The sequence below is a fragment of the Thermoflavimicrobium daqui genome (assembly GCF_003313465.1).
Taxonomy (GTDB): Bacteria; Bacillota; Bacilli; order Thermoactinomycetales; family Thermoactinomycetaceae; genus Thermoflavimicrobium; species Thermoflavimicrobium daqui.
The window spans coordinates 1-23,476 of record NZ_KZ845681.1 but is presented as its reverse complement, the minus strand read 5'-3'; the positions used below and the strand labels follow the sequence as shown (position 1 = coordinate 23,476).

Sequence of the window (23,476 nt, the reverse complement as noted above, 5' to 3'; positions counted from 1 at the left end):
ATATCCAAAAAACATGCAATATATCTAAATGGATATGGATCTTGCATGATCTTTAAAAAATTGAGCTATGATATATGTAAAATCTTTATATGAAGGAGGTAGCAAAATACTGATGCCACTCTTGGAAATTAGCGTTGTTCCTGTAGGGACACATAGTCCAAGTTTTAGCTCTTCGGTTACTAATGCTGTACGTATGATTCAAGAAAAAGGATTAAATTATCAGCTAACACCAACATCTACGATCATCGAAGGGGAAATCGATCAACTTTTGGATATTGCCAAATCAATCCATCAAAATGCACTTACTGATGGTTGTAATCGTGTGATAACCAATATGAGTATCGATCATCGTACAGATAAGCCGATTAGCTTAAATCGGCAAGTAGATGTGGTTCAAAAGTCCATGATTTAGATGGGTAAGGGAGAAATCTCTTACTCTACTCCATATTAGAGGAATTTCCTACATCTATTTCTTTATTTACTTTTCTCCTCTTTCGGATCAAAAGAATCGTATGATTTTTTTCACGTTGTAGCTGAAGTTCCCAATTCATTTCCAGTGCACGACGCCTCATAATTTGCAGACCAAATCGGTTCTTATAAGAAAAAGGATCTCCATCAAATCCTTTACCATCATCTCTGACCATAATTAGCCATCCACGATCTTCTTCTTTACTAATAATCCATACATTTTTTGCTCTTGCATGTTTACGAATGTTAATAAGTCCTTCTCTTATCGAAGAATATAATTCGATTTTTTCTTTCACTGTTAATATCTTCTCAGGTAAGAACCATTCTAACATGATGTTGATACCTGTTTCTTCTTGAAACTCACGAGTTAAATTTTGCATGGATTCCATCCAAGGTAAAACCGATGCATTCGCTGGATAGCGTAGATTTGCAATCGCTTGTCGGACATATTCATTAACTTGATGAACCGTTTTTTTAATTTCTTGAAATGGATGCCCATTTTCCTTTTTTAAACATTCATTGGCTCTTTCCATCTGCTCTACCTTCACTGCTAGTAAAAATAAGGACTGAGCAATCCCATCATGTAATTCTCTTGCGATCCGTTCTCTTTCTTCTAGGGCAGCCTTCACTGCTCTCTCTTTTTTTAATTCCTCTTGAATTCCTTCCATGATGGAGAACAGTTTTACCAGAAAAGTCATTGTTATAAAAAATACAATGACAGGTGATAACCAATTTCCTAAATCCATCGATATATATGGCAATAAATAGGCATGGCGAACATACTCCCATAGCCCAATCGTTAATGTTGGGATAATTAATATTAGCCATTTAGCCTGTTTATATGACAAATCTAATCCCTCCGGTATGCTAAAACAATAGTTAGGAATATTTCTTTCAACGGTAAACACATTTAGCATAATCGATTAAATTGAGTTAAGCATGATCCAAACGTACTATAAAAATGGCAAAGATATGTCTTTGTTTCCTTTTAAAAACGGATTAATACGATACACTTCGATAAAAATAAAAAAGTCGCCTCTTATCCACTAAGGCAACATTCAATAACTCAGATTAATATCGATTTAAAACTAATCTAAAACTCTGAAATCATCGAGTCTGAATAAGGGAGCAAGTATTTCGCTCCCTTTAATCCCTTCTCCTATTTAAACTATCGTACCATGCACTTCACCTGTGATCATTTGTTTTACTTGATTTTGCTTATCCATAATGGCAATCTTAGGATGATACGTACGTGCAGTTTCCTCATCCATTAACATATATGAAATAATAATCACTTGATCCCCTGGTTGTACCAGTCGAGCCGCTGCTCCATTCAAGCAAATGACTCCACTTCCACGTTCCCCTGAAATCACATAGGTTTCTAGGCGGGCTCCATTATTATTATTAACGATTTGTACTTTTTCATTGGGTAAAATATCTACTGCATCAAGGATATCTTGGTCAATGGTTATGCTCCCGACATAATAAAGATTCGCCTCGGTCACAGTCGCTTGGTGAATCTTAGATTTCATCATTTCCCGGAACACGTTTCTCACTCTCTTCCTACAAACAAAATATTATCAATCAATCGCGTCCGACCAAAATATACGGCGACAGCGACGATCATTGGTTGATCTGTTAGTTGGTCTATCGGTTGTAAAGTTGGATAGGTTAACGTTTCTACATAGTCAATCACTGCGAGTGGTTGAGTTTCGATGGTTTTGCGTACAAAGTGATTCACTTCCTGCGCAGTTTTCCATCGCCCTTGCCCCAGTCCCTCTTTTGCGGCAAATAATGCCTGTGATAAAATAAGCGCTTGTTTCCGCTCTTCAGGAGACAAATATACATTACGTGAGCTGAGTGCCAAGCCATCCGACTCTCGTACAATATCACATGCTACCACTGTTATCGGAAAGTTTAAATCCTGAACCATCTGCTCAATAACTGCCACTTGTTGTGCATCTTTGAGTCCAAAATAAGCTCGATCAGGCATTACTATATGAAATAGCTTTCCGACTACTGTTGTTACCCCTGCAAAATGTCCGGGGCGTGAGGCACCACAGAGAACCTCGGTCACCTCTGAGACAATAATTTGTGTGTGAGTAGGGGTTGGATACATTTCTTCAACAGTCGGGTGAAATAAAAAGTCAACCCCTGCTTTTTCGGCAAGAGCAGCATCACGAGGTAAATCACGTGGATATCTATCTAAGTCCTCTTGAGGTCCAAATTGTAACGGGTTCACAAAAATAGACATTACTACGATGTCACACTCTTGACGAGCACGCTTGACAAGACTGAGGTGTCCTTCGTGTAAATAGCCCATCGTAGGGACAAGGCCAACTGTTTGCTGGCGATAAGGTTTTAATGTTTGACGTAATTCTTCTATCGTATGAGTGATTTTCATTTAGTTTCCCTCACTTGTTCCATATACCGCAGCGACTGTTTCTTGTGATAAGTGTGTGACATGGTTCTCTTCAGGAAAACGATGTTGTTTTACATCTTGGATATATGCTTGAACTCCTTCAGCCATTGCTTTACCAACTGAGGCATAAGTCTTCACAAATGATGGTGTAAAATCACCACCAAATTGCAATATATCATGATAAACTAGCACTTGACCATCGCAAAAACGCCCCGCTCCAATCCCAATGACTGGAATGTATAAGGAATCGGTAATAACTTGAGCTAATTCTTCGGGTACACACTCTAATACCAAAGCAATAGCACCCGCTTCTTGTAGACGTTTGGCTTCAGCGATCAAGTGTTTAGCACTTTTTTCATCTTTGCCTTGTATCAAATACCCACCAAGCTGATTGACGGATTGTGGAGTTAAACCTAAATGGGCAACTACAGGAATACCTGCTGTGGTAAGTGCTTTAACATTTGCACAAACTTCTGATCCACCTTCTAGTTTCACTCCATACGCTCCCGCAACTTGTAATAGTCGAGCTGAAGCACGTAATACCTCATCTTTGGAAAGGTGGGCAATCATAAAAGGAAGGTCAGCAATCACCATCGCTCTTTTGGTTCCACGTGTTACGGCTTTCGTATGGTGAATCATATCTTCCAAGGTAACAGGAATCGTAGACTCATAGCCCAGCACCACCATACCAAGCGAATCGCCTACTAAAATCATATCGGCCCCCGCTTTATCAGCAATCTTAGCTGTTGGAAAATCATAAGCAGTGATCATCGCGATGGGTTCTTTTTTCTTTTTCATACGTTGTAATGTACGAGTGGTTACTTTTTTTACAGATTGACTCAATTTGGGTCCCCCTCTCATCATTGGAGCACCCTGGGAAAGAGAAATAAACACCGCCTTGAAACCAAATTTCTGAAGGCGTGTGTGGTACACGGATACCATTTCTCTGTCTCCGTCCCAAAGGCTCGAAGCAGAATTTGATATTATTGCTGCCAAACACGAAAAAGTCGTAAGTGTAGCTCCCATCGTTAGGATGCCACCTTACCACTTTAAGATTAACGAAAGTCTAAGAAAAGCGCAATGATTTATCGAACTGTTGTTTAATCCATCCCTCCGATCTATTTCTAAAAAACATAAATGGACTCCTAAAAAGAAGTCCATTCATTATTTATCAGCCATTTATTCTTTTAGTAAGATATCCGCAGAATGGATAGGAATTAATCCTTGATCTGTACGTAATAACAAAGCCCCTTGCCCAGTTAGCTGCTCTGCAATCCCTGTATAGGTCCCTTGAGCAGTGCGAGCAACGATCGATTTACCTAAAATACCAGACGACTTTTCCCACTGAGCTTTGATCTTAGTAAAGCCTTGATTCATATATTGTTGATATACTTCCTCTAACTCTTCCAAAATCGCAGCGATTAAACTAGCACGGTGAACCGGGCCCCCTAGTTCAATAGCTAAAGAAGTGGCAATTCTACGAATCTCTTCTGGCCAACTTTCTTTAGGAGTATTCACATTAATCCCTATACCGATAATGACATAGTGAACTTGATCCTGTTCACCACGCAGTTCTGTCAAAATGCCACATATTTTTTTCCCATGAATAAGTAAATCATTGGGCCATTTGATTTGAATCGGTAATCCTGTAACCCTCTCAATTCCCTGTTTTACCCCCAGTGAGGCAAGTAGTGTAAGATGGGAGGCGTCAGTTAACAAAATGGAAGGGCGTAAAATTAAGCTCATCCAAACACCTGTGTGAGAAGGAGAATACCATTTTCGTCCCAGTCGTCCTCTCCCAGCTTCTTGTTGCTCTGCTACCACCAGAGCTCCTTCTTCAATCCCTTCTCTTGCCCATTCATGTGCCAAAATTTGTGTAGAATGAACGACTTCTTGATAACGGATCTTTCTACCGAATTTTTGAGTATGGAGATGATAACTAATCTCTTCAGGAGCCACACGGTCCGGTCGATAAACTAGGCGATAACCACTCCTTGGTCTTGCCTCTATCTCATACCCTTCTTGTCGTAATTCCTCAATATGCTTCCAGATCGCTGCACGACTACAACCGACTTGACGACTGATTTCCTCGCCTGAAACATATTGCGGTTGATACTTGATCAATAGCGATAAGAGCTGGTCACGAATGCAAAGCGTCAATTTTACAACCTTCCTTCAGCAAATCTTCTCTTTCATTGGGCAATCTTCCCAAAGCAACTTGTTGTAAAAGTTCATTTAACTTCTCTTTTAACCAAGGTCCGGCTGGCTTTTGTAGAACCTTTAATAAATCACGTCCATTGATTTGCAATTCTTTTAGTCTTTTAACAGGCATTTCCTGCCACCAAGTTTGAAACTTTGCCTCAATCGGTTTAGATACTGCAATTCTTCCTAATGCAGTTGCAAGAAAAATCGCCCTTTGTACTCCTATCCAACCATGCTGTAGTAACATCAGCTTTCCATGTTCCTCTGTGATCTCTGCTGGCCAATCAATAGCTAGGTGATAACACTGGAGAATCGCTTGAATATCTCGATTAGGCAAACGCATTTGTAGTAGTTTCAATTCTACATCTTTAGAGCCATTCGTACAAAGGTTCATCAGATAAGCCCAACATACAATTCGGTCTTTTAGTTGATCAAACTTTTCCAATTGCGCTCGGGTAGCTTTCTGATATTCCCAGTGGGTAAACGGAGGCAAAAAACGGATCAGATCATCCTCAAATAACAACGAGATTCCACTTGAGATTGCCCTACTTTGCCAAATTTTTTCGATTTCAGCGATAATCCGTTCAATAGAAAGATGAACACATAATGGTTTCAATTTATGAATAGCTTGTTTTGTCTTCTTATCTAAAGTAAATTGTAATTGAGCTGCAAAACGAGCTGCACGAACGATTCGAAGTGGATCTTCGGCAAAACGTTCTTCTGGATTTCCAACTGTACGAATCAGCCCTGCTTGAATATCCGTGAGCCCCCCATAAAAGTCATAAATCTTTCCATTCCGATCCTGTGCCATCGCATTCATCGTAAAGTCACGTCGAGCCAAGTCCTGTTCCAAAATAGAAACAAATTCGACCTTATTTGGATGCCGAAAATCTTGATAGTCAGACTCTGTACGGAATGTGGTCACTTCAATAGGTATGTTCTGATGAATGACAGTTACTGTTCCATGCTTTAGCCCAGTTGGAACCGTTCGTGAAAATAGGCTTAGTACCTTTTGAGGCAAGGCATTGGTGGCAACATCATAGTCTTGAGGCAAACGCTTTAACACCTCATCCCGTACACACCCTCCTACCAAATATGCTTCAAATCCGATCTCTTCCAACTTATTTATGATATAAAGAGCGGCTTCACGTTTCGGATTCATTTGGTCTCCCTACTTTCCGATAAACCATTCGCTCCTGTTCCAGTTCGCTTCTAGAACCTGACTCGACGAATGTTTCTTTGCTATCTTCCTATCACTCTATGATATAGTTGTTCATATTGATCCGCAATTTTTAATCCACAAAACTTCTCCTGAACACGGTTTAAACCCTGTTTAGAAAAAGACTGATAAAGCCTTTCATCTTGTAACAATTTGACTGCATAAGCAGCCATCGCCTCTATATCTCCTACTTCTGCTAAGAATCCCGTCTCTCCATGTTCTACGACTTCCGGGATTCCACCTGTATTAGAGCCTATTGTCGGTACTCCACATGCCATCGCTTCTAGTGCCACCATCCCAAAACTTTCTGTCGCTGAAGGGAGAAGGATCAAATCAGCTAAGGAAACTAACTGAGCTACTTCATCTTGTTTTCCCAGAAAAATAACTTTGGAAGTAAGGTCTAACTCTTCGACTAGGGAACAAACTTTGGACCATTCAGGCCCCTCTCCAACTAAGAGTAAACGAGCTGGGACCTCTCGCTGAACACGATCAAAAATCCGAATAACATCCTTCACTCGTTTTACAGGTCGAAAGTTTGAAATATGAAGCAGTATTTTTTCATCTTTTTGTCCATATTGTAAGCGTATATCCGTAACATCTCGTGGATAAAACACTCGTAAATCCACAAAGTTATAGATCATATCTATTTTGTTGTTCATACAAAACATTTCTTCAGTCTGTTTTACCAAACTATGTGAAACGGCTGTCACCGCATCACTATGGTTCAATCCAAAGCAAATAATATCTTTTAATGAGGGATCTTCTCCTAACACCGTAATATCTGTTCCATGGAGTGTAGTCACCACTTTGAGATGATCTCCCACCATCTGTTTCGCTAAAACGGCTGCCACCGCATGGGGAACGGCATAGTGAACATGTAATAAATCCAATTCATTTAGTTTCGCTACTTGTGCCATGCGACTCGCTAAAGCTAAATCATATGGAGGAAACTTAAATACCGCATACCGATTCGCTTCAACACTATGGTAACGAATATTTTGATGAAATTGTCCCAAACGAAAAGGCATATCATAGGTAATAAAGTGAATTTGATGCCCACGCTCTGCTAACAGCTTCCCTAGTTCCGTAGCAACAACACCAGATCCCCCGTGTGAAGGGTAACAGGTAATTCCTATTTTCACTTTTCTATTGGTCACTCCTGTCATCGGATTAATATTTCAGTCGCAATGGGATTTGGACTGATTAAACCTTCTCCATACCGTACACCAATCTGATGTCCCCAGATCGAGTCTCTGCCTTCCACCATCGGAATATAAGAAGGTTGATTTAAAGGCGTATCCACTTCACCAGCTTGTCGATCGAATTGACTAGCATATGCTCGGATTGCTGCCAGCTTTTTCTCATAAACTTCACTGATATCCACAATCAGATCGGGCTTTTGAATATCATTAATAAAGTAATAATATAATCCAGACACACGGTGGGGAGGAGCATTGTCGGGTGTTTGCTTTTTGCGAATTGCAGCATCAAAGACCGCTTCCTTAACCATCAGGCTACATGCTACATGATCTGGATGTCGATCCTCAAAGTAAGGAGCTAAAACGACTTTGGGTTTACATTGTCTGATGACTTGAGTCATACATAGAATTTGTTCAGGGGAACGATTTAAACCTCGATCCGGAAATTCAAGACCAATCACTACGGAAACACCTAGAACCTCAGCCGCTTTCCTTGCTTCGATTTGTCTTTGTTCCACCGTACCATTCGAAGATAGCTCCGCATCAGTCAGATGACAAATGCCGACTTTAAACCCTTTTGCAGCATGAACCGCTAATGTACCACCAATTCCTAACTCTGCATCATCAGGATGTGCTGCAAAAGCAAGGATGTCCACTTGTCCATGCTCTTGAATCATAGTTATCTTTCTCCCTTCTCTAATAACGAAGAAACATGAGTAAATAAAGCAGGTGTACCTCCTGTATGCCAGAATAAAACATGTTTATGAGCTGAATTCGTTTGGCTTAGCTGATCAATCATCCCTGCTAATGCTTTTCCTGTATAAATAGGATCCACAAAAAGCCCTTCTAGTTCTGCGAGCATTCGAATCGCCCTATTTCCCTCTGCTGACGGAACTCCATACTTTTGACCAATATATTGATCGAATACATGGATATCCTCAATAGTCACACTGATTGGCTTATCTATTTCACGAAGGAGATCATTTGTAAGATGTAAAATATCCTGTGTGGCTTGTTTCTGATCCTGCCAGACACTAACCCCTACAATTCGGGATGAGTTAGGAGTGGAAGCTTGTCCAGCAAGCAGTCCTGCCATCGTTCCACCTGTACCTACTGTTACATAAATTTCATCAAAATTGGGTACTGTTTCTAATTGATCCAATTGTGCTATATACTCATGCCAAGCATGAAAATAACCATAGTCGCCTACATTGGTTGATCCACCAACAGGGATTACATAAGGCTTTCTTCCTAGCTTTCTAGCTTCTTCGGCCTTTTCTTCCATCACTGTTAAGAGGGCTTCCGATCCATAACAGCCTGTTAAAAATACCTTTGCTCCTAACAATTGATCCAGAAAAAGATTTCCTTGTACTTCCCCCAACTTATTTCCACTAAAACATAGCCAGGTATCAAGTCCAATATGATTAGCCACGGCAACGGTTAAACGACAATGATTCGAACCAGGACTCCCACCCGTAATAATTAAATCACAATCCTCTTGTAAGGCATGTCCCAGCAAATATTCGAGCTTTCTCACTTTATTTCCACCAAAAGCAATTCCTGTCAAATCATCTCTCTTCATCCAAACACTTGCTACTCCTAATTTTTTCGCCAAACGAGGTAGTGGCATGAGGGGTGTCTCTCCCCATAACAAGGGATGGCGAGTCAATTTTGCCATCATTCCATCCTCCTTCTTTATAAATCGAGGATATTTTCTAAGCCGTAAACCAAATGATCAAGTTCCATCACTTTTTCCACTGCTAACTTCACTCCTGGCATAAAGGATTCACGATTGAGTGAATCATGGCGTATCGTGAGTAGCTGTCCTGCACCACCAAATAACACTTCTTGATGGGCTACTAAACCAGGTAAACGTACACTGTGAATCCGGAAACCTTGATAGTCGGCACCACGAGCGCCCGTAATCATTTCTTTTTCTTCAGGATGTCCCTGTTTGATTTCCTGACGATTCGCAGCAATCAGCTCGGCTGTTTTGACTGAAGTACCTGATGGAGCATCTAATTTTTGGTCATGATGCATTTCGATCACTTCTACATGGGGCATATATTTTGCGGCTTGTGCTGCGAATACCATCATTAAAACAGCTCCAATCGCAAAATTAGGGGCAATAATAGCACCCATCCTTCTATCTTTACAAGTTTGCTTTAGCTCTTGTATCTCCTGCTCACCGAGTCCAGAAGTACCGACAACTGGACGCACTCCTGCTTCGATCGCGAGTTCCATATGTTTTTGAACCACATGTGGAGTTGTAAAATCCACCATCACATCAGCGGGGAATTGAGTTAATGCTTCTTCAACGCTACGAACAAATGGCGCATTCATCTTACCCACTCCCACCACTTCTCCTACATCTTTTCCAGCTTGTGAGCGTGAGACACCACATGCTAGGGTAAAATGATTAGTCTGTTGTATCAATTTTACAACTTCTAGTCCCATTCTTCCATTAGCTCCTGCTACAATTACGCGTATACTCATGATGATTATTCTCCTTTATCTGTCGAATTTTCTATTTCATACTCACGTGTTGATTGAGTAAATAAAGAGAGTAAACAGAGGTCACTTTCTCGTCACGTACCTAATGTCTATCGGATTCCAACTCTTTTTCATGGAGATGGAACGGGAGGTCTCTTAGCCGAAAAATGACTCTCTGCTTTATAAATAGCCCTGTTTACCCATACAAAATAAAAAAGAATGGATCGCTTTTTCCTATTTTTCTTTACGAGTCCAGCGATTTTTATCTCGAGAATTATATTTATCCATCACTTCATTAAAAGCTTGTTCCAAATCAATGTTTAAAGAGTTAGCGAAACAGGTGACAATAAAGATGATATCACCTAACTCATTTTGAATCGAATTCTCCTCTTCATTTGGTTTCTTGGGTTTTTCACCATAGCGATGATTTACTTCTCGAGCTAGTTCTCCCACTTCTTCAGTTAGTCGTGCCAACATGGAGAGAGGATGAAAATACCCTTCTTTAAATTGTCCTATGTACTGATCAACTTCTTGCTGAATCTCTTTAAATGTCTTATCAGACATAAACTTCCGACCCCCTTGTCCATTCTCATGTTAACTGATCTACTACAAGATCTCAAACAAACATACATTGAAAGGTTCCTATCCAGAAATGTATAATGATTCCGGACTACTAGATTCATTAAGAGGAGAAGTTATATGAAAAACAAGCTTTATCTTCACATCAAAAATATTATCATAATTCTTATTGGTGCATTCATTTTTTCTATCGGAATTAACTACTTTGCTATTCCTAGTAAATTAGCCGAAGGGGGCTTTACTGGGATTGCCATGCTATTGCATTACAAACTAGGTTGGGACACAGGCATCCTCGTTTTCCTACTTAATCTGCCACTTTTCTTTGTCGGTTATAAAGTCTTTGGCAAACAAACACTGATTTACACTATTATTGGAACAACTGCGGTCTCGGTCTTTTTGGGATTAACCCAAAATCTAGGAAAGCCGGTAACAGATACTCTTCTCAACGCCCTTTACACAGGAGTTCTCGTTGGTATCGGGTTAGGACTCATCTTTCGGGTTGGTGGAACTACAGGTGGTGTCGATATTATCGCACGCCTTGTCAATAAATACTTTGGTTGGAGTATCGGAAGAACGATGTTCTTATTTGATTTTGCTGTCATCTGTAGCTCTATTTTTGTTATTAATCTAAATATGGCGATGTATACTTTAGTCTCAGTCTTCGTAGGGGCACGAGTCGTCGATTTTGTCGTGGAAGGTTTAAATGCATCGAAGGCAACCACGATTATCTCCAACCATGCTCAATCCGTAGCAGACCAAATTACCGAAAAAATGGAACGAGGTGTCACTATTTTAAAAGGACAAGGTGCTTTTACCGGTTCAGAAAAAGATGTTCTTTATGTCGTAGTAGCTCCTAATGAATTGCCAAAACTAAAACAAATTGTACATGATCTTGATCCTGATGCCTTTATCGTGGTACATGATGCTAGGGATGTTCATGGTGAAGGATTTACGTTTGAAAAAATTGGTTCAGAGAAGATTATTAAAAACTGATATATGAAAAAGCCTTATTCTAAATTGAACTGTAATATAAAAATGACTGGAGACTCCTGTAAGAACCTCCAGTCATTTTTATTAATATTGATCATTTAGATAAAATTAAGGGAAACCCAATTGAAAAGGGTTTTTCAATCTTGATTTCAGTAATTGTTCGTTTATTTTTTTCAATTTTTTCTTCAGAGGAATTAGAATAAATGCCCAATATTTTATAAAATTTTTCATTTGACATCTTAATTATACCTCAAATCACCTTTTCACTTTGTTAGAGAGTAGAGTAAACTATATTTTTATAATATTGCCATTACTAATTTATCATAAAAAAATTCCCCTATTCAATAAATAATCTTAATATAAAGCCAAAATAGAATTTAAAATGGCTTTGTCTTCTTCTCTAAACTCAAATCAATTTTTATACTATAATACGTCTTCACTCTAGCAGATGATGATTCATTAATAATGCTTTTATATCGCGGCATACTTCATTCTCTATCGAACGAGCTGAAACATCCCAGATTACATAGCTATACATTTTTCCCAAGATAAATGCTATTTTCTATTTAAAATATATAAAAATTACGTCTACTATTGTATACTAATATAGTATTCTTAAAAAAATAATATTATTATGAGGTGTTTTAGTATATGGGGAAATTTTCTAAGATCATTCTTTCCATCGGACTTTCTGTGGCAATTACAGGAATGACACTTCCATCTGTTTCTGCTCAAACTTCGCAACCGAAGTCAGAAAAATTGCAAGTTGCGAAAATGCAAAAGAAGAAAGTAAGTGAGCTTCCTAAAGAACAACAAGAAAAAATTAAAAAAATGAAGGAATTAGCCAAGGAAAAAGGAATCTACTCACATAATAATCTATCCAAAAAATCTAAAGGTGGTAGTATTCATCATCTTGATATGGAAAAAGTAAAGAAATTACCTGATCATGCTAGTATCGGAAGTGATGGTAGCATTGACGTTTCCTTAGGAAATGCAAAAACAACTGAAAATCCAAAAAATATAGCAGATCAGAACACAAAAACGGCTTCATTCTCCAATATTGGAATCAAAACAGCCAACAACCTACAACAAGTAACCAATACCACCTCTGCGCCAAATAATGCTATCGCCAGTTTAGTGGTAGAGTTTCCTGATGGTGATTATTTGTGTACTGGGTTTTACGTCGATAACAACACCATGATCACTGCTGGCCATTGTGTTTATGATACACTCTCCAATACGCCTGCGAATGCAATCTATTATTTCCGCGGTCAAAATGGATATCATTTCCCATATGATTCAGGTGCCACTTCTGCTTTTTGGGTAAATGCAGGATGGGTCAACACAACAACGCCAAGTCGAGATACTATGTATATTAAAGATGCTAAACATGACTTTGCTGCTGTGAGAACGGATGTTGTTTCTAATTCATGGTTTGATATTCGCTCGACTAACCATGCAGTGGGGGAACAAGTCCTTGCTCATGGATATCCTGCTGAAGGTAGTTATGATGGTAATTATCAATATAAAAGTTTAGGTAAGATCACTTCTTTAACCAACTGGCCTAATGCCATTCAACATAATGGTTATGTGTTAGGTGGAATGAGTGGAGGACCTATTTGGAATACAAAAGTTGGCTGGACTGCGGTCATTTCATTAAATAGCTGCGGCTCCAATGCAGATAGTGCCAACTATGGGCCTCGCTTTACTGGCTCTACATATGATCGAATAGTATACTGGATGTCTCGATAGAAAACAAAAAGTACCGGCTCTTTATATTCACAGAAAGAGCCGGTTTTTTTATTAGATTCATAAGAGAAACATGAGATCAATCATTATACAAAGAGGAAATCTATTATTATATTTTGCATAAAATATAGTGTCTTATCTTGTATATAAACGATAAAATATTTATATATCGCCAAAGATCGCGAGGAATACGATATGAGTAAATTTAAAATGTCCTTGGCAATTGGGCTTACTATTATAGCTTTAGGAGTATCCATACCTTTTGCTTTTTCTCAGACAACTCAATCAAAAAAGGAGCAAGTCACAAATCTTCCCATAGCTAAAGTAAGTGACCTTCCTCAAGAAGAGCAAGAAAGAATAAAAGAGCAAATAAACATGGCTAAGAAAAAAGGAATTTATTCAAATAGAAATTCGAAGTGCGGTGATATCAAAAATCTCAATATGGAAAAAGTAAAAAAGCTACCTGATCATGCCAGTATCGGTAGTAATGGTTGTGTTGATCCTTCCTTACCGAAAAAAAGCAAATAGTCGACTCATAACAAGATGCACTATTTTCTAAGGGACCATACGATCAGATCTGCTCCAAAAAAAAACCGACTCTCTCTTATTTCAGTAGAAGAGTCGGCTTTTTCTTAGGCACGGTGAGCAATTTGTTCTTCTCCTTGATATTTTCTCCATCCAACATAGGCCAAAATCAAGATGATAAAACCACTTACCCATAGTAAAACCCAATAAAAAGGTAATGTTCCAAAAGGTGCGATAGCGGCCATCACATCTTTTTCCGAGCCAAAAAAGAGTGGGTATAATATATTTTCAAGCTCTTTTATGCTCGACTGGATCATCTCTGGCTGATCTACTCGCTGTAAAGCCATAATCAATGAATCTAACTTCTGAATCGTTGGCTTGCTTTTACTAATAATTAAGGCAGGATGAATTAATTTATATTCACGGGTGAACTGATAGATCGCCTCCTTTAATTCAGCCGTCTTATTTTTATGTACGGCTTGCTTTACTTCAAGGAGTCTTTCTTTTAAAGGATCATAATATTGCTTCCATAATGGTTGATAAGGATGAGAAAGCGTATCAAAAGCGATGGATAATCTTAATGCTGCTATTTTCATTTTTTGTTCATTTGGCATTAAACGGTTTAACTCTTGCTCTAACTCTAAAATCGTATCAGATAGAGCACGAATTCCTGCTACACTTAAGTTTTTATGTGCAAAATTCGCCTCAGCAAATTGGGTAGACAACTTGGTAAGTTCCTCTTTCGCTACTAAAAACTGTTTTTTGTTGATCGAATTTGTAATTTTAAGCGCTGTTTTAGACCATTCTTCTTGCTGATCTGACCATTTTTCATTGGCCCAAACCATTTTGGTTCCAACAAGTACTAAGCACCCGATCAAAAAAATAGCAATCCACTTCATCCTACGTGGTGGTGACACCCCAATCCCCTCTTCCTATTACATCCTTTGCTGACAGTTTATTCAGGTTGTCCAATGAAATATGTCTATGAATGGGATTTTCTTCTAGCCCTACTTGTGAATAATGAGAAAAGAAGGAACCCTAATACATTAGGAACAATAAAATTGGAATAAATAAAACCTAAGATACCCATGATAGTAAAAAAACATCGATATAATGAATCATATTTACATGAAGGAGACTGAAGTGATAACATATAAAGAGATCATCATTACATAAGAACACTTTCAAAAAAATAACATGCGATGAAGAGAAGAGTAGGTAAATTTCATTCTTTACAGAGAGCTCCGGTAGCTGGAAAGGAGTAAGAATAGTTTATTGAACCAAGCCTCTGAGCATCACATCGGAACCTATCACTAGGGGGTGGTGTGACAGTAGCTCCTGTTATCGAGCAATGGTATGAGCATTCATCACAATGCAATACCAAATAAGGTTAATATGGTGACATATTAACAAATTGGGGTGGCACCGCGAATATAAATCTCGTCCCCAAGACTTAGGTCTTGGAGAGGAGATTTTTTATTGTATATAAAACAAAGTGAGTAGGAGGCGTTTAGAGTGAGTGAAGAAAAAGAAACGATGCATCAGGATTTTTTACATAAAATAGTTAGTGAGGATATTAAAGAAGGAACATTTAGTAGAGAAATCTGTACAAGATTCCCTCCAGAACCAAATGGGTATCTTCATATTGGTAGTGCTTATGCCATCCATACTAATTATTCCATTGCCAAAAAATTTAACGGTCACTTTAATCTCCGTTTTGATGATACCAATCCTTTAAAAGAGGATATCGAATATGTCAATGCTATTATCGAAGATATAGACTGGCTTGGATATAACCCTGGTAACCGTATCTATTTTGGTTCGGATTATTCAGATGAAATCTATCAATATGCTATTTCTCTGATTAAAAAAGGAAAGGCATATGTTTGTGACTTATCACCAGAAGAAATGACTGAATATAGAGGAACACTAACAGAACCAGGTAAAGAGAGCCCCTATCGAAATCGTTCTATTGAGGAAAATCTTGACTTATTTACGAGAATGAAAAATGGCGAATTTCCTACAGGCGCTAAAGTTTTACGTGCCAAAATCGATATGAGCTCACCCAATATGAATTTAAGAGATCCTGTTATTTATCGAATTATCCATGCACACCATTATCGAACAGGAAACAAATGGTGCATCTATCCGATGTATGACTTTGCACATCCGATTCAAGATGCTATCGAAGGAATCACACATTCCTTATGTTCGATTGAATTTAAAGACCATCGCCCTCTATATGAGTGGGTACTTAACGAATTAGATATCTCAGAGCCTCCCAAACAAAGAGAGTTTGGCAGATTAAATATAACAGGTGTTGTTACAAGTAAACGTTATCTCAAAGAATTAATCGCTGGAGAATACGTCGATGGATGGGATGATCCAAGGCTTCCTACGATACGTGGACTTAGGAGAAGAGGGTATACACCTGAGAGTATCCAAAACTTTATTGAAGAGATTGGTTTAATTAAACATCAAAGTACGGTTGACATCGCCATGCTGGAACATTTTATACGTCAGGATTTACAAACAAAAGTGCCAAGTGCAATGGCTATCTTAAATCCTTTAAAAGTAGTCATTACCAATTATCCTGAAGATGAATTCGAGTACTTACCCATCGAAAACAATGCCAAGAATGATGAGTTAGGGAAAAGAAATGTACCTTTTTCCAAAGTGATCTATATTGAAAAAGACGATTTTATGGAGACACCTGTCAAAGGCTTCCATAGGCTATCTCCAGACAAAGAAGTACGATTAAAAGGAGCCTATTTTATAAAATGTAATGAAGTAATTAAAGATGATGACGGTGAAATTATTGAGCTTCATTGTACTTATGATCCCGAAACCAAAAGCGGAACAGGTTTCAAAGGGCGTAAAGTGAAAGCAACCATCCATTGGGTTTCAGCATTACATGGTGTGAAAGCAGACGTTCACTTATATGATTCACTGTTTATCAATCATGAAATTCCCAAGGATGACAAAATCAATTGGCTAGACATGATCAATCCACAATCAAAAGTGATTGTGAAGGATTGTATCGTTGAACCATCCCTTGTCGAAGCCAAACCAGAAGAAAGATTTCAGTTTATTCGTCATGGCTATTTTTGTGTAGACCATAAGTATTCAACCAAAAAAAAGCTTGTTTTTAACCGGATTGTGTCTTTAAAAGATTCCTGGAAAAAAACGAAATAAGATGAAGGTTATTAATAAGCCTCCCCATTTATGCTAGTGGGGAGGCTTATCCAATCAAGGTTAACTCACTTATAAAGCAGGTACTCAGGGAATTGATATGGAAAATAGTATGGAAACGGTAGTGTCGATTATCCAAAACCTGTTAAAAAAAGGGTTGTTTTTCGCCTAAGAGACCTTTCCGTGTCCTTTTTAGCACAGAAGGGAATATGACGAAAGCATGCCTTCATTACTTCCTATATTTAATAATTGGCACAACTGAAATGGAAAAGGGGATGACCGTTAAAAATGAAAAACGTTTTTAAACTTTCTTTCCCTATACTATGGATGCTTTGTATCATTGGTGGCTGTTCCAATCCAAATCATGCAGAAGCCCCCTTCATCCACTCCAGTATCGATAAAGAGTTTCCGATACCACAACATGCAAAATTAGCCGAAGGAAAAGCCAATAATCCGATGATCGAAAAATATGCTAAATATCAGCTAAAGAATATTGGTGGAGAGCAAGGACTTTACCCTTCTCCAGAGTATTTAAATGAAATTAAAAAATGGGGCTGGACTAAAGAAGACCAAATGGGACACTTACATGTTTTTAAGAAAGGGAAAAAAATCATCTGGTTAACCATTGAAAAAGATGAATTCACTCTATCTAAAGTGAAGCACCTTATCGACAAAAACCCGAATAACGCTAAGTAAAGAGAGCATCGTATAAAGAGCCTTTTAATTCCATTTACTGGAAGGCTCTTTTCTTATGAAGCTATTTATATGTCGTATGGATTGATGAAAGATGACTTGTTCGTATTTTTCGAAGATAAACAAATAAAGCAATACTAATTAGGCTTAACATCACCGTAAAGAAGGCTACATACGCTTGTTGCAGTTCGACTGCTGGATGTACCCATGGATGAATATCAAGCCCATAGTCCATCGCATCATTTAGCAAGGTCCACGCAGAAACCCAAATCACTTCTTTTAGTCGATACGAATATCTTGGTGCATATAAAATAGCTTGTGCTGCCATCCCTAAGTGAGAAGCAATGAGCATCCAATGTTGCCATGAAAGCGCCTTTAAAAATGGTTGGGGATCTAAAATCCCTCCCCAAATGATCATCACTACAGCCCAAATGCCGTATTTAAATAAGGTAATTGCTGCAAAAGCCTCAGTAAAAGGGCTTTTTTTTCGTATGAGAAAAAACAATAGAACCAATGTAAAAGCAGCGGAAGCCGTAGGGCTATCTGGAACAAAGATGAGCAAGTGTGAAGGTGTTATCGCAAGCTGATCCTTATACCAGTAAAATCCATATAGAGATCCTAACAAATTCACCCAAAATAAAATCCATAAACACCAACGCTGCTGTAATAATGCTTGTAAAAAGTTAAATGCAGCTCGAATCAACTTGATCCCACGCTTTCATTATGTAAAAACCTGGTTGCGGGCATTCACAACCAGGTTTCGTTAAGTATCTATTATTTTTGCTTTTGTTTCATCAGCCATTCAGCTAAAGCACGTTTTTCTTGGTCAGAACCTTGGAACATTCCAGCTGGCATTCCGCCACGACCATGATCAATAATTTCAATGATTTTATCTGTGGTCATACCTGGCTTGTTTCCTACCCCGATTAAGTGAGGACCATTAACCCCTTGGAGTTGGTCACCATGACATTTGATACAAGCACTCTCTTTAAAGAGTTGATAACCTTGTTCATCCACTGCCATGACTTTGGTCGCTTTCGGCATACGGATAGGAGCTGATTCTGCTTGCTGTTCGTGCTCAGCTTCAGCTGACCATGTTAAGGCGGCAACTGCAATGACAGATAGGATCATCAATCCTGTCGCTACAGGCCGTTTATGTGGGCGGCGTTCTTTACCACTATCAAGCCAAGGAGCAAGTAAGAGTGCTGCAGCCATGATTAATGGTAAAACAACGGTTCCAAGCACGACATACGGACCGGATGCCCATTTATATTTAAGTAACTGATAAAGGAATAAGAAGTACCAATCAGGCACTGGTAAAAAACTCGTATTTGTAGGGTCAGCCTTCTCCCCCAATGGTGGAAGTTCAGACATGACCAATGTCATAAATCCAACTAGGAAAACGGCAGCTACCATCCATTCTTTTAAGAGAAAGTCAGGTATAAAAGCTTCGTTTTTACCAGGAAACTCGGAGTAGTCCGGGGCATAACGTTTCGGACGGTCTGCACGAACGCGCGAGTCTCCCACGTAATGGACTTGTTTACGGTTTCCTTCTGGATTATGAGCCATGTGGATCCCTCCTCACGCGTAGACCTTATAGTGGGCCAGAAATACCCTGACGTCGGATTAAGATAAAGTGTACACCAAGTAACATAAAGAGTGCTGCAGGGAGGAAGAACACATGTAGAGCAAAGAAACGCTCCAGTGTTACCGCTCCAACAATATCTCCACCTTGTAAGAAGATAGCGATGTATTTTCCGATAAATGGCACCGAGGCAGCAATCTCTACACCTACTTTGGTCGCAAAGTATGCTTTATTGTCCCATGGTAAGAGATAACCCGTAAATCCTAACCCGATCATCACCGCAAAGATTAATAGCCCGACGATCCAGTTAAATTCACGTGGATTCTTATAGGACCCGGTAAAGAATACCCTTAACGTATGCAAGAACAACATCACAATCGCAACACTAGCACCCCAGTGGTGCATTCCTCGAACAATGGCTCCCATAGCCAATTCATTTTGTAAGTAGTTTACACTTGCGTGAGCGTTCACAATATCGGGTACATAATAAAGTGCCAAAAACATGCCAGACAAAATCTGAATAACGACCACAAAGAAAGTCAGCCCACCAAAGCAATAGATAAATGCAGAAAAATGGTGTGCTGGGTTTACGTGTTCGGGTACTTCATGGTCAGCAACATCACGCCAAATCGGCGTAAGGTCTAAACGCTCATCTACCCAATCATAAATGGCGCGCAGCATCATGCTACACCTCCAGTCGCTGCAATATTAAGCTTTAATTACTGGTCCGATCAACAGTTTTCCATTTTCTTCTTTAATCTGATACTTATCCAGTGGTTTGGATGGTGGAGTTCCTGGAACATTCGTACCATCCTTATAATAACGACCAAAATGACAAGGACAGAAAAACTCATTTTTAAATTGTGGATTACTATCCCAGTTTACTGTACAACCTAAATGTTTACAGACTGGGGATAGTGCTACAACCTTACCATTTTGTCTCATTACCCATGCTGTTAATGTTTCACCTTCTGCAGGCTCATACCAACCGTCTTTCCGATGTACTTTAAACTCAACTGCAATTGGCTTATCTTTGATTTGATTAACTGGTAAATTCACATCGACAAAACCAACGCCGCCTCCTTTTTTGAGAACAGGATCAACGGCAAAGCGAACCATTGGAAAGAGCATGCCTGCACCAAGGAAACCAGCTGTCCCACCTAACATATAGGTTAAAAATTTACGGCGGGAAACCTTTTTACTCACGACACTTCCGACCTCCCTCTATAGGCAACCGTCCACTTTAAGAAAAACCGGAACCTTTTACTTAAAAATAGGACACAATAATATAAAACCTCTTACTAGGACATCTTTCATAATAACGAATGCTCAAAGTGAAAGTCAAGGAAATACATGTGACTATATACCGACAATATTATGACACTCAATTCCATTTAGATGTTAGTTTGCCAAATTTTGAGCGTTTTATTATATAATTTCATGATTTCTTGATCAATCATTTCCTCTTTAGCCGCTTCATCCAATTCTGCTTCTATTGTTGGAACCATATGCACCACTGAGTCCATAAAAGATAAATGAGTTAAATCAACCTCTTCTATGTATTTATATTGGCCATCGATCACCAATATTAAATAATGAAAGGAAAGCTGAGATAAATCGGTCATCACTTCATTTAAATAAGAAAGGAAGACAGATGAATCTTTTCCTACATATGAAATGGGTGGTAGCAGTAACACTCTTCCCATTAGCTTTTTTTCGAAGCGCTTAGTAATTTGCTCAACTCTTTGTGCTTGTAGACGATTAAGCTGTTTTTCCTGTAAACTAAAACTCGAAATCGGTATGCAAAGTGTATCGATATAGGGGGCAAACTGTTGCCATTCAGTTGTATTCATATCCATTAATCGCATGATACCCATCCTTTTCTCCAAAAAAAAGCTCAGGTTATCCCCGAGCAAAATTATATCTGATCTATTTTTTAAGTTCTAGGATTTCCCGCCATTGTTCGCTGAGTTGTAAAAAAGCTTCTCTGTCTCCAGCTGCTAGTGCTTCATCAATTTGTTTATAGAGCTGCTTTTGCTTAAAATCGAGTACCGCATGGTCAAGAAGTATCTCCGCGAACAGACCTAGCAACTTGTCTTGTACCAAGTCTTGTTTTTCCATGGGGTTCCCCTCCAATACCGCGGCATATTCCGGGCACGAATTTTGATCTTTAAAATATAGCCCAATATAAATGTCTTCATTTGGAGAGAACTTAATATCAAAGAAAGCGGTTTCAACATCTGAGTCCATACGTTTATTCTTGATAAAACGAAACGACGGCATTTTCGAACATTTTGTAGAGATAATCAAGCATTTCCGTAAGAGACGTACATTTTCAACAAAGTGAACTTTCTGAAGTAGCTTTTCATCTGAGGATAGGAATCGGAGCAGAAATGCAGCACCTTTATTCTGTAGCTCATAATGATTTAAAAACCAATCTAGAAATTCTTTTTTCTCAGAAACGGTTACGCTATTGCCCATATATGCTCTGTACCCCCTACCCAACTCACCAATTTATTATCTGGTCAATTTATAAATAGAGGCTACCCTCTAAAGATATGATCTGAATTTTTAATCAGATCATGTAAAATACTTTGATTAGTTCATACAGGTAGATTCTAGATATTTACTAATAGATATATCTGCGTATATACAATTTCGACAAAAAGCTAACCGTTCCTGCCATTCAACTGCTTTCATTCGATTGAAGTTTTTATAAAGCCGTCTTCAATCACCTTCTCACGAAATGCTGAAATCCCATGCATCCATTTTACACCTACTTGCGTCAGTGTAATAAAACTTTGACTATCCTCACTTCCCAAACGAATAACACCTAAGTGTACAAGCATCTGTATCATCTTTTGAAACAAAGACTCTTCTGTTTCATAGTAGAAAGATTTAATCCAAGGTCTGATAATCTCATACGCTTGATGAAGTGGAAACCATCCTGGATGCGCAAGTAATCCAATCCATCGAATCAAAATAGGAAGGTGATATATGGGTTTGCGGTAAAGACGTATCCAGAAACGATAAAGATTTTTAGCTTCATTCTCATCTATTGTTTTAGTTATTTTCCCGGAACCAGATTCTGTTAAACACAAATATCCGTCTTCTTCGACAAAAAATCCTTCATAAAACGCATAATCATAGATGAGAGAAAAGCGATCAGGGTACAAGTGATAACGTCTGCCAAAACCAAAACGCGGACCTTTATGAACCAGAGGTTCTTCCTTGATATAAAAAGTTTGAAATAACTGACGCTGCTGCTGTTTATAAATAGCTCCATCATGTGTAATTCGTACTATTTCTTTGCGTAGAAAATCTAAAAAATGAATCAAATCATGCACCATCTGCATTTCTTCATCACGATAAAAAGCGGGTTGATCTGTACGAAATTTTTGATAGGGTTCTAGAAGTAATTCCACCATTTTTTCACGTGTATCTGAAGGAATATGGTACAAAAATTGGGTTTGCAACGAATATCCTGGAAACAGCCATCCCTTTTTCAAAGCGTTGACGACAAAGCTACGAGGTTCTCCATCTTCTCCATTTAGAGCTGCTCTTCCCTTAGCCATCAATTCTTCCATCGTAAAGGATGGGCTTGGATCTAAAATGAGCAATTGCAGAAATCGATATTCGGAAGGAGAAAGTTGATCCACCATTTTTTGTAGCGCATTTTTTTGATGTACATGGCGAAGTAAACTACAAATTAAATCATGTTTTGAGTGTCGATCTGCAGTAAATCCGTAATATTGATTTAGTTTTTTAAGTTGTTCAATATCTGTATATGTTAACCAATCTGCCATACGCATAAGGTCCATCTTTCCTTTCAATTCTAGTTGTTCTTATTTTGGACAAGGGTGAAGAAAGATAGACCAATATACAAAGAAAAACATCCCTTATGGGGATGTTACAGCTTGTCGACAAAGTTCATTTTTGAACAGGTCGACAAGCTTTTTTTGTCGAATAAAGAAAGTAGAAAGTTATAAATGGGGGATGTTTTGTGTTAACCAAACGAGGGGAAAATGGTCGACATCAGATGGAGATTATAGCATTAGATGATTTGGTACCTGCGGACCATTTGGTCCGCAAAATCGAAGAAAGCATCAATTTTGACTTTATCTATGATCTTGTTGAAGACTATTACTGTTTGGATAATG

General features: G+C 38.7%; 25 protein-coding genes, 1 pseudogene and 1 other annotated feature. Of the genes and pseudogenes, 7 read left to right on the top strand and 19 right to left on the bottom strand.

Annotated features, from left to right (window positions below; all coding sequences use genetic code 11):
- The first annotated feature begins 112 nt into the window (after positions 1-112).
- On the top strand, positions 113-412 hold the full coding sequence (locus tag DL897_RS17150) for an MTH1187 family thiamine-binding protein (protein ID WP_113660342.1): 300 nt from the start codon (positions 113-115) through the stop codon (positions 410-412).
- 25 nt (positions 413-437) lie between these two features.
- Here DL897_RS17150 and DL897_RS17145 read toward each other — a convergent pair whose 3' ends face one another.
- The 11 genes from DL897_RS17145 to DL897_RS17095 form a co-directional block, all read right to left on the bottom strand.
- Positions 438-1,316, bottom strand: coding sequence for a sensor histidine kinase (locus DL897_RS17145; RefSeq protein ID WP_113660341.1), 879 nt, complete (start codon positions 1,314-1,316; stop codon positions 438-440).
- Positions 1,317-1,631: 315 nt separating this feature from the next.
- On the bottom strand, positions 1,632-2,015 hold the full coding sequence (gene panD / locus DL897_RS17140; protein ID WP_113660340.1) for an aspartate 1-decarboxylase: 384 nt from the start codon (positions 2,013-2,015) through the stop codon (positions 1,632-1,634).
- Positions 2,016-2,020: 5 nt separating this feature from the next.
- Positions 2,021-2,872 (bottom strand): pantoate--beta-alanine ligase, encoded by an 852-nt coding sequence (gene panC, locus DL897_RS17135; RefSeq protein WP_113660339.1) that lies wholly within the window; start codon positions 2,870-2,872, stop codon positions 2,021-2,023.
- Positions 2,873-3,733: a 3-methyl-2-oxobutanoate hydroxymethyltransferase gene (gene panB / locus DL897_RS17130; RefSeq protein WP_113660338.1), complete on the bottom strand. Its 861-nt coding sequence runs from the start codon at positions 3,731-3,733 to the stop codon at positions 2,873-2,875. It abuts the gene before it with no gap.
- Positions 3,734-4,069: 336 nt separating this feature from the next.
- Positions 4,070-5,050 carry a biotin--[acetyl-CoA-carboxylase] ligase gene (locus DL897_RS17125; RefSeq protein WP_113660337.1) on the bottom strand — a complete coding sequence of 327 codons (981 nt, stop codon included), beginning with the start codon at positions 5,048-5,050 and terminating at the stop codon, positions 4,070-4,072.
- Positions 5,031-6,254: a CCA tRNA nucleotidyltransferase gene (locus DL897_RS17120; protein ID WP_113660336.1), complete on the bottom strand. Its 1,224-nt coding sequence runs from the start codon at positions 6,252-6,254 to the stop codon at positions 5,031-5,033. Before DL897_RS17120 ends, DL897_RS17125 begins: the two co-directional genes overlap by 20 nt.
- Before the next feature lie 80 nt (positions 6,255-6,334).
- On the bottom strand, positions 6,335-7,477 hold the full coding sequence (gene bshA / locus DL897_RS17115; protein WP_113660335.1) for an N-acetyl-alpha-D-glucosaminyl L-malate synthase BshA: 1,143 nt from the start codon (positions 7,475-7,477) through the stop codon (positions 6,335-6,337).
- The gene (bshB1, locus tag DL897_RS17110) at positions 7,474-8,187 is read right to left on the bottom strand and encodes a bacillithiol biosynthesis deacetylase BshB1 (protein WP_113660334.1); all 714 of its coding nucleotides are present in this window, start codon (positions 8,185-8,187) and stop codon (positions 7,474-7,476) included. Before bshB1 ends, bshA begins: the two co-directional genes overlap by 4 nt.
- Positions 8,188-8,189: 2 nt before the next feature.
- Positions 8,190-9,188 (bottom strand): 1-aminocyclopropane-1-carboxylate deaminase/D-cysteine desulfhydrase, encoded by a 999-nt coding sequence (locus tag DL897_RS17105; RefSeq protein WP_168188859.1) that lies wholly within the window; start codon positions 9,186-9,188, stop codon positions 8,190-8,192.
- A gap of 17 nt (positions 9,189-9,205) precedes the next feature.
- On the bottom strand, positions 9,206-10,006 hold the full coding sequence (dapB, locus tag DL897_RS17100; RefSeq protein ID WP_276308604.1) for a 4-hydroxy-tetrahydrodipicolinate reductase: 801 nt from the start codon (positions 10,004-10,006) through the stop codon (positions 9,206-9,208).
- 231 nt (positions 10,007-10,237) lie between these two features.
- Positions 10,238-10,567, bottom strand: a complete 330-nt coding sequence (locus DL897_RS17095) for a nucleotide pyrophosphohydrolase (protein WP_113660331.1) — start codon at positions 10,565-10,567, stop codon at positions 10,238-10,240.
- A 135-nt stretch (positions 10,568-10,702) separates the two neighbouring features.
- Between DL897_RS17095 and DL897_RS17090 the strand changes: the two genes are divergently transcribed.
- The 3 genes from DL897_RS17090 to DL897_RS17080 all read left to right on the top strand — a co-directional run bounded on the left by DL897_RS17090 (position 10,703) and on the right by DL897_RS17080 (position 13,849).
- Positions 10,703-11,575, top strand: coding sequence for a YitT family protein (locus DL897_RS17090; protein WP_113660330.1), 873 nt, complete (start codon positions 10,703-10,705; stop codon positions 11,573-11,575).
- Between the two features lie 648 nt (positions 11,576-12,223).
- The gene (locus tag DL897_RS17085) at positions 12,224-13,324 is read left to right on the top strand and encodes a trypsin-like serine peptidase (protein WP_113660329.1); all 1,101 of its coding nucleotides are present in this window, start codon (positions 12,224-12,226) and stop codon (positions 13,322-13,324) included.
- A 192-nt stretch (positions 13,325-13,516) separates the two neighbouring features.
- Positions 13,517-13,849 carry a hypothetical protein gene (locus DL897_RS17080; protein ID WP_113660328.1) on the top strand — a complete coding sequence of 111 codons (333 nt, stop codon included), beginning with the start codon at positions 13,517-13,519 and terminating at the stop codon, positions 13,847-13,849.
- 104 nt (positions 13,850-13,953) lie between these two features.
- Here DL897_RS17080 and DL897_RS17075 read toward each other — a convergent pair whose 3' ends face one another.
- Entirely contained in the window at positions 13,954-14,763 is an 810-nt protein-coding gene (locus tag DL897_RS17075) for a sporulation protein YpjB (protein ID WP_113660327.1), read from the bottom strand.
- 276 nt (positions 14,764-15,039) lie between these two features.
- Positions 15,040-15,297, top strand: a binding site (T-box leader).
- A 64-nt stretch (positions 15,298-15,361) separates the two neighbouring features.
- Between DL897_RS17075 and DL897_RS17070 the strand changes: the two genes are divergently transcribed.
- Positions 15,362-17,041 carry a glutamine--tRNA ligase/YqeY domain fusion protein gene (locus DL897_RS17070; protein WP_113660326.1) on the top strand — a complete coding sequence of 560 codons (1,680 nt, stop codon included), beginning with the start codon at positions 15,362-15,364 and terminating at the stop codon, positions 17,039-17,041.
- Between the two features lie 285 nt (positions 17,042-17,326).
- Positions 17,327-17,734: a hypothetical protein gene (locus DL897_RS17065; protein WP_113660325.1), complete on the top strand. Its 408-nt coding sequence runs from the start codon at positions 17,327-17,329 to the stop codon at positions 17,732-17,734.
- A 61-nt stretch (positions 17,735-17,795) separates the two neighbouring features.
- Here DL897_RS17065 and DL897_RS17060 read toward each other — a convergent pair whose 3' ends face one another.
- The 7 genes from DL897_RS17060 to DL897_RS17030 form a co-directional block, all read right to left on the bottom strand.
- Positions 17,796-18,434, bottom strand: a complete 639-nt coding sequence (locus tag DL897_RS17060; RefSeq protein WP_113660324.1) for a DUF1405 domain-containing protein — start codon at positions 18,432-18,434, stop codon at positions 17,796-17,798.
- A 71-nt stretch (positions 18,435-18,505) separates the two neighbouring features.
- On the bottom strand, positions 18,506-19,300 hold the full coding sequence (locus tag DL897_RS17055; RefSeq protein WP_113660323.1) for a menaquinol-cytochrome c reductase cytochrome b/c subunit: 795 nt from the start codon (positions 19,298-19,300) through the stop codon (positions 18,506-18,508).
- 25 nt (positions 19,301-19,325) lie between these two features.
- Positions 19,326-19,997 carry a menaquinol-cytochrome c reductase cytochrome b subunit gene (qcrB, locus tag DL897_RS17050; RefSeq protein ID WP_113660362.1) on the bottom strand — a complete coding sequence of 224 codons (672 nt, stop codon included), beginning with the start codon at positions 19,995-19,997 and terminating at the stop codon, positions 19,326-19,328.
- 27 nt (positions 19,998-20,024) lie between these two features.
- Positions 20,025-20,522, bottom strand: a complete 498-nt coding sequence (locus DL897_RS17045) for a Rieske (2Fe-2S) protein (protein WP_276308602.1) — start codon at positions 20,520-20,522, stop codon at positions 20,025-20,027.
- Between the two features lie 188 nt (positions 20,523-20,710).
- Complete coding sequence (locus tag DL897_RS17040) at positions 20,711-21,184, bottom strand: DUF2487 family protein (RefSeq protein WP_168188858.1); 474 nt, start codon at positions 21,182-21,184, stop codon at positions 20,711-20,713.
- Positions 21,185-21,245: 61 nt separating this feature from the next.
- Positions 21,246-21,797, bottom strand: coding sequence for a YpiB family protein (locus DL897_RS17035; RefSeq protein ID WP_113660321.1), 552 nt, complete (start codon positions 21,795-21,797; stop codon positions 21,246-21,248).
- 215 nt (positions 21,798-22,012) lie between these two features.
- Positions 22,013-23,128 carry a hypothetical protein gene (locus tag DL897_RS17030; RefSeq protein WP_113660320.1) on the bottom strand — a complete coding sequence of 372 codons (1,116 nt, stop codon included), beginning with the start codon at positions 23,126-23,128 and terminating at the stop codon, positions 22,013-22,015.
- A 191-nt stretch (positions 23,129-23,319) separates the two neighbouring features.
- Here DL897_RS17030 and DL897_RS18750 point away from each other — a divergent pair.
- A pseudogene (locus DL897_RS18750) lies at positions 23,320-23,476 on the top strand (IS5/IS1182 family transposase); the annotation flags it as partial.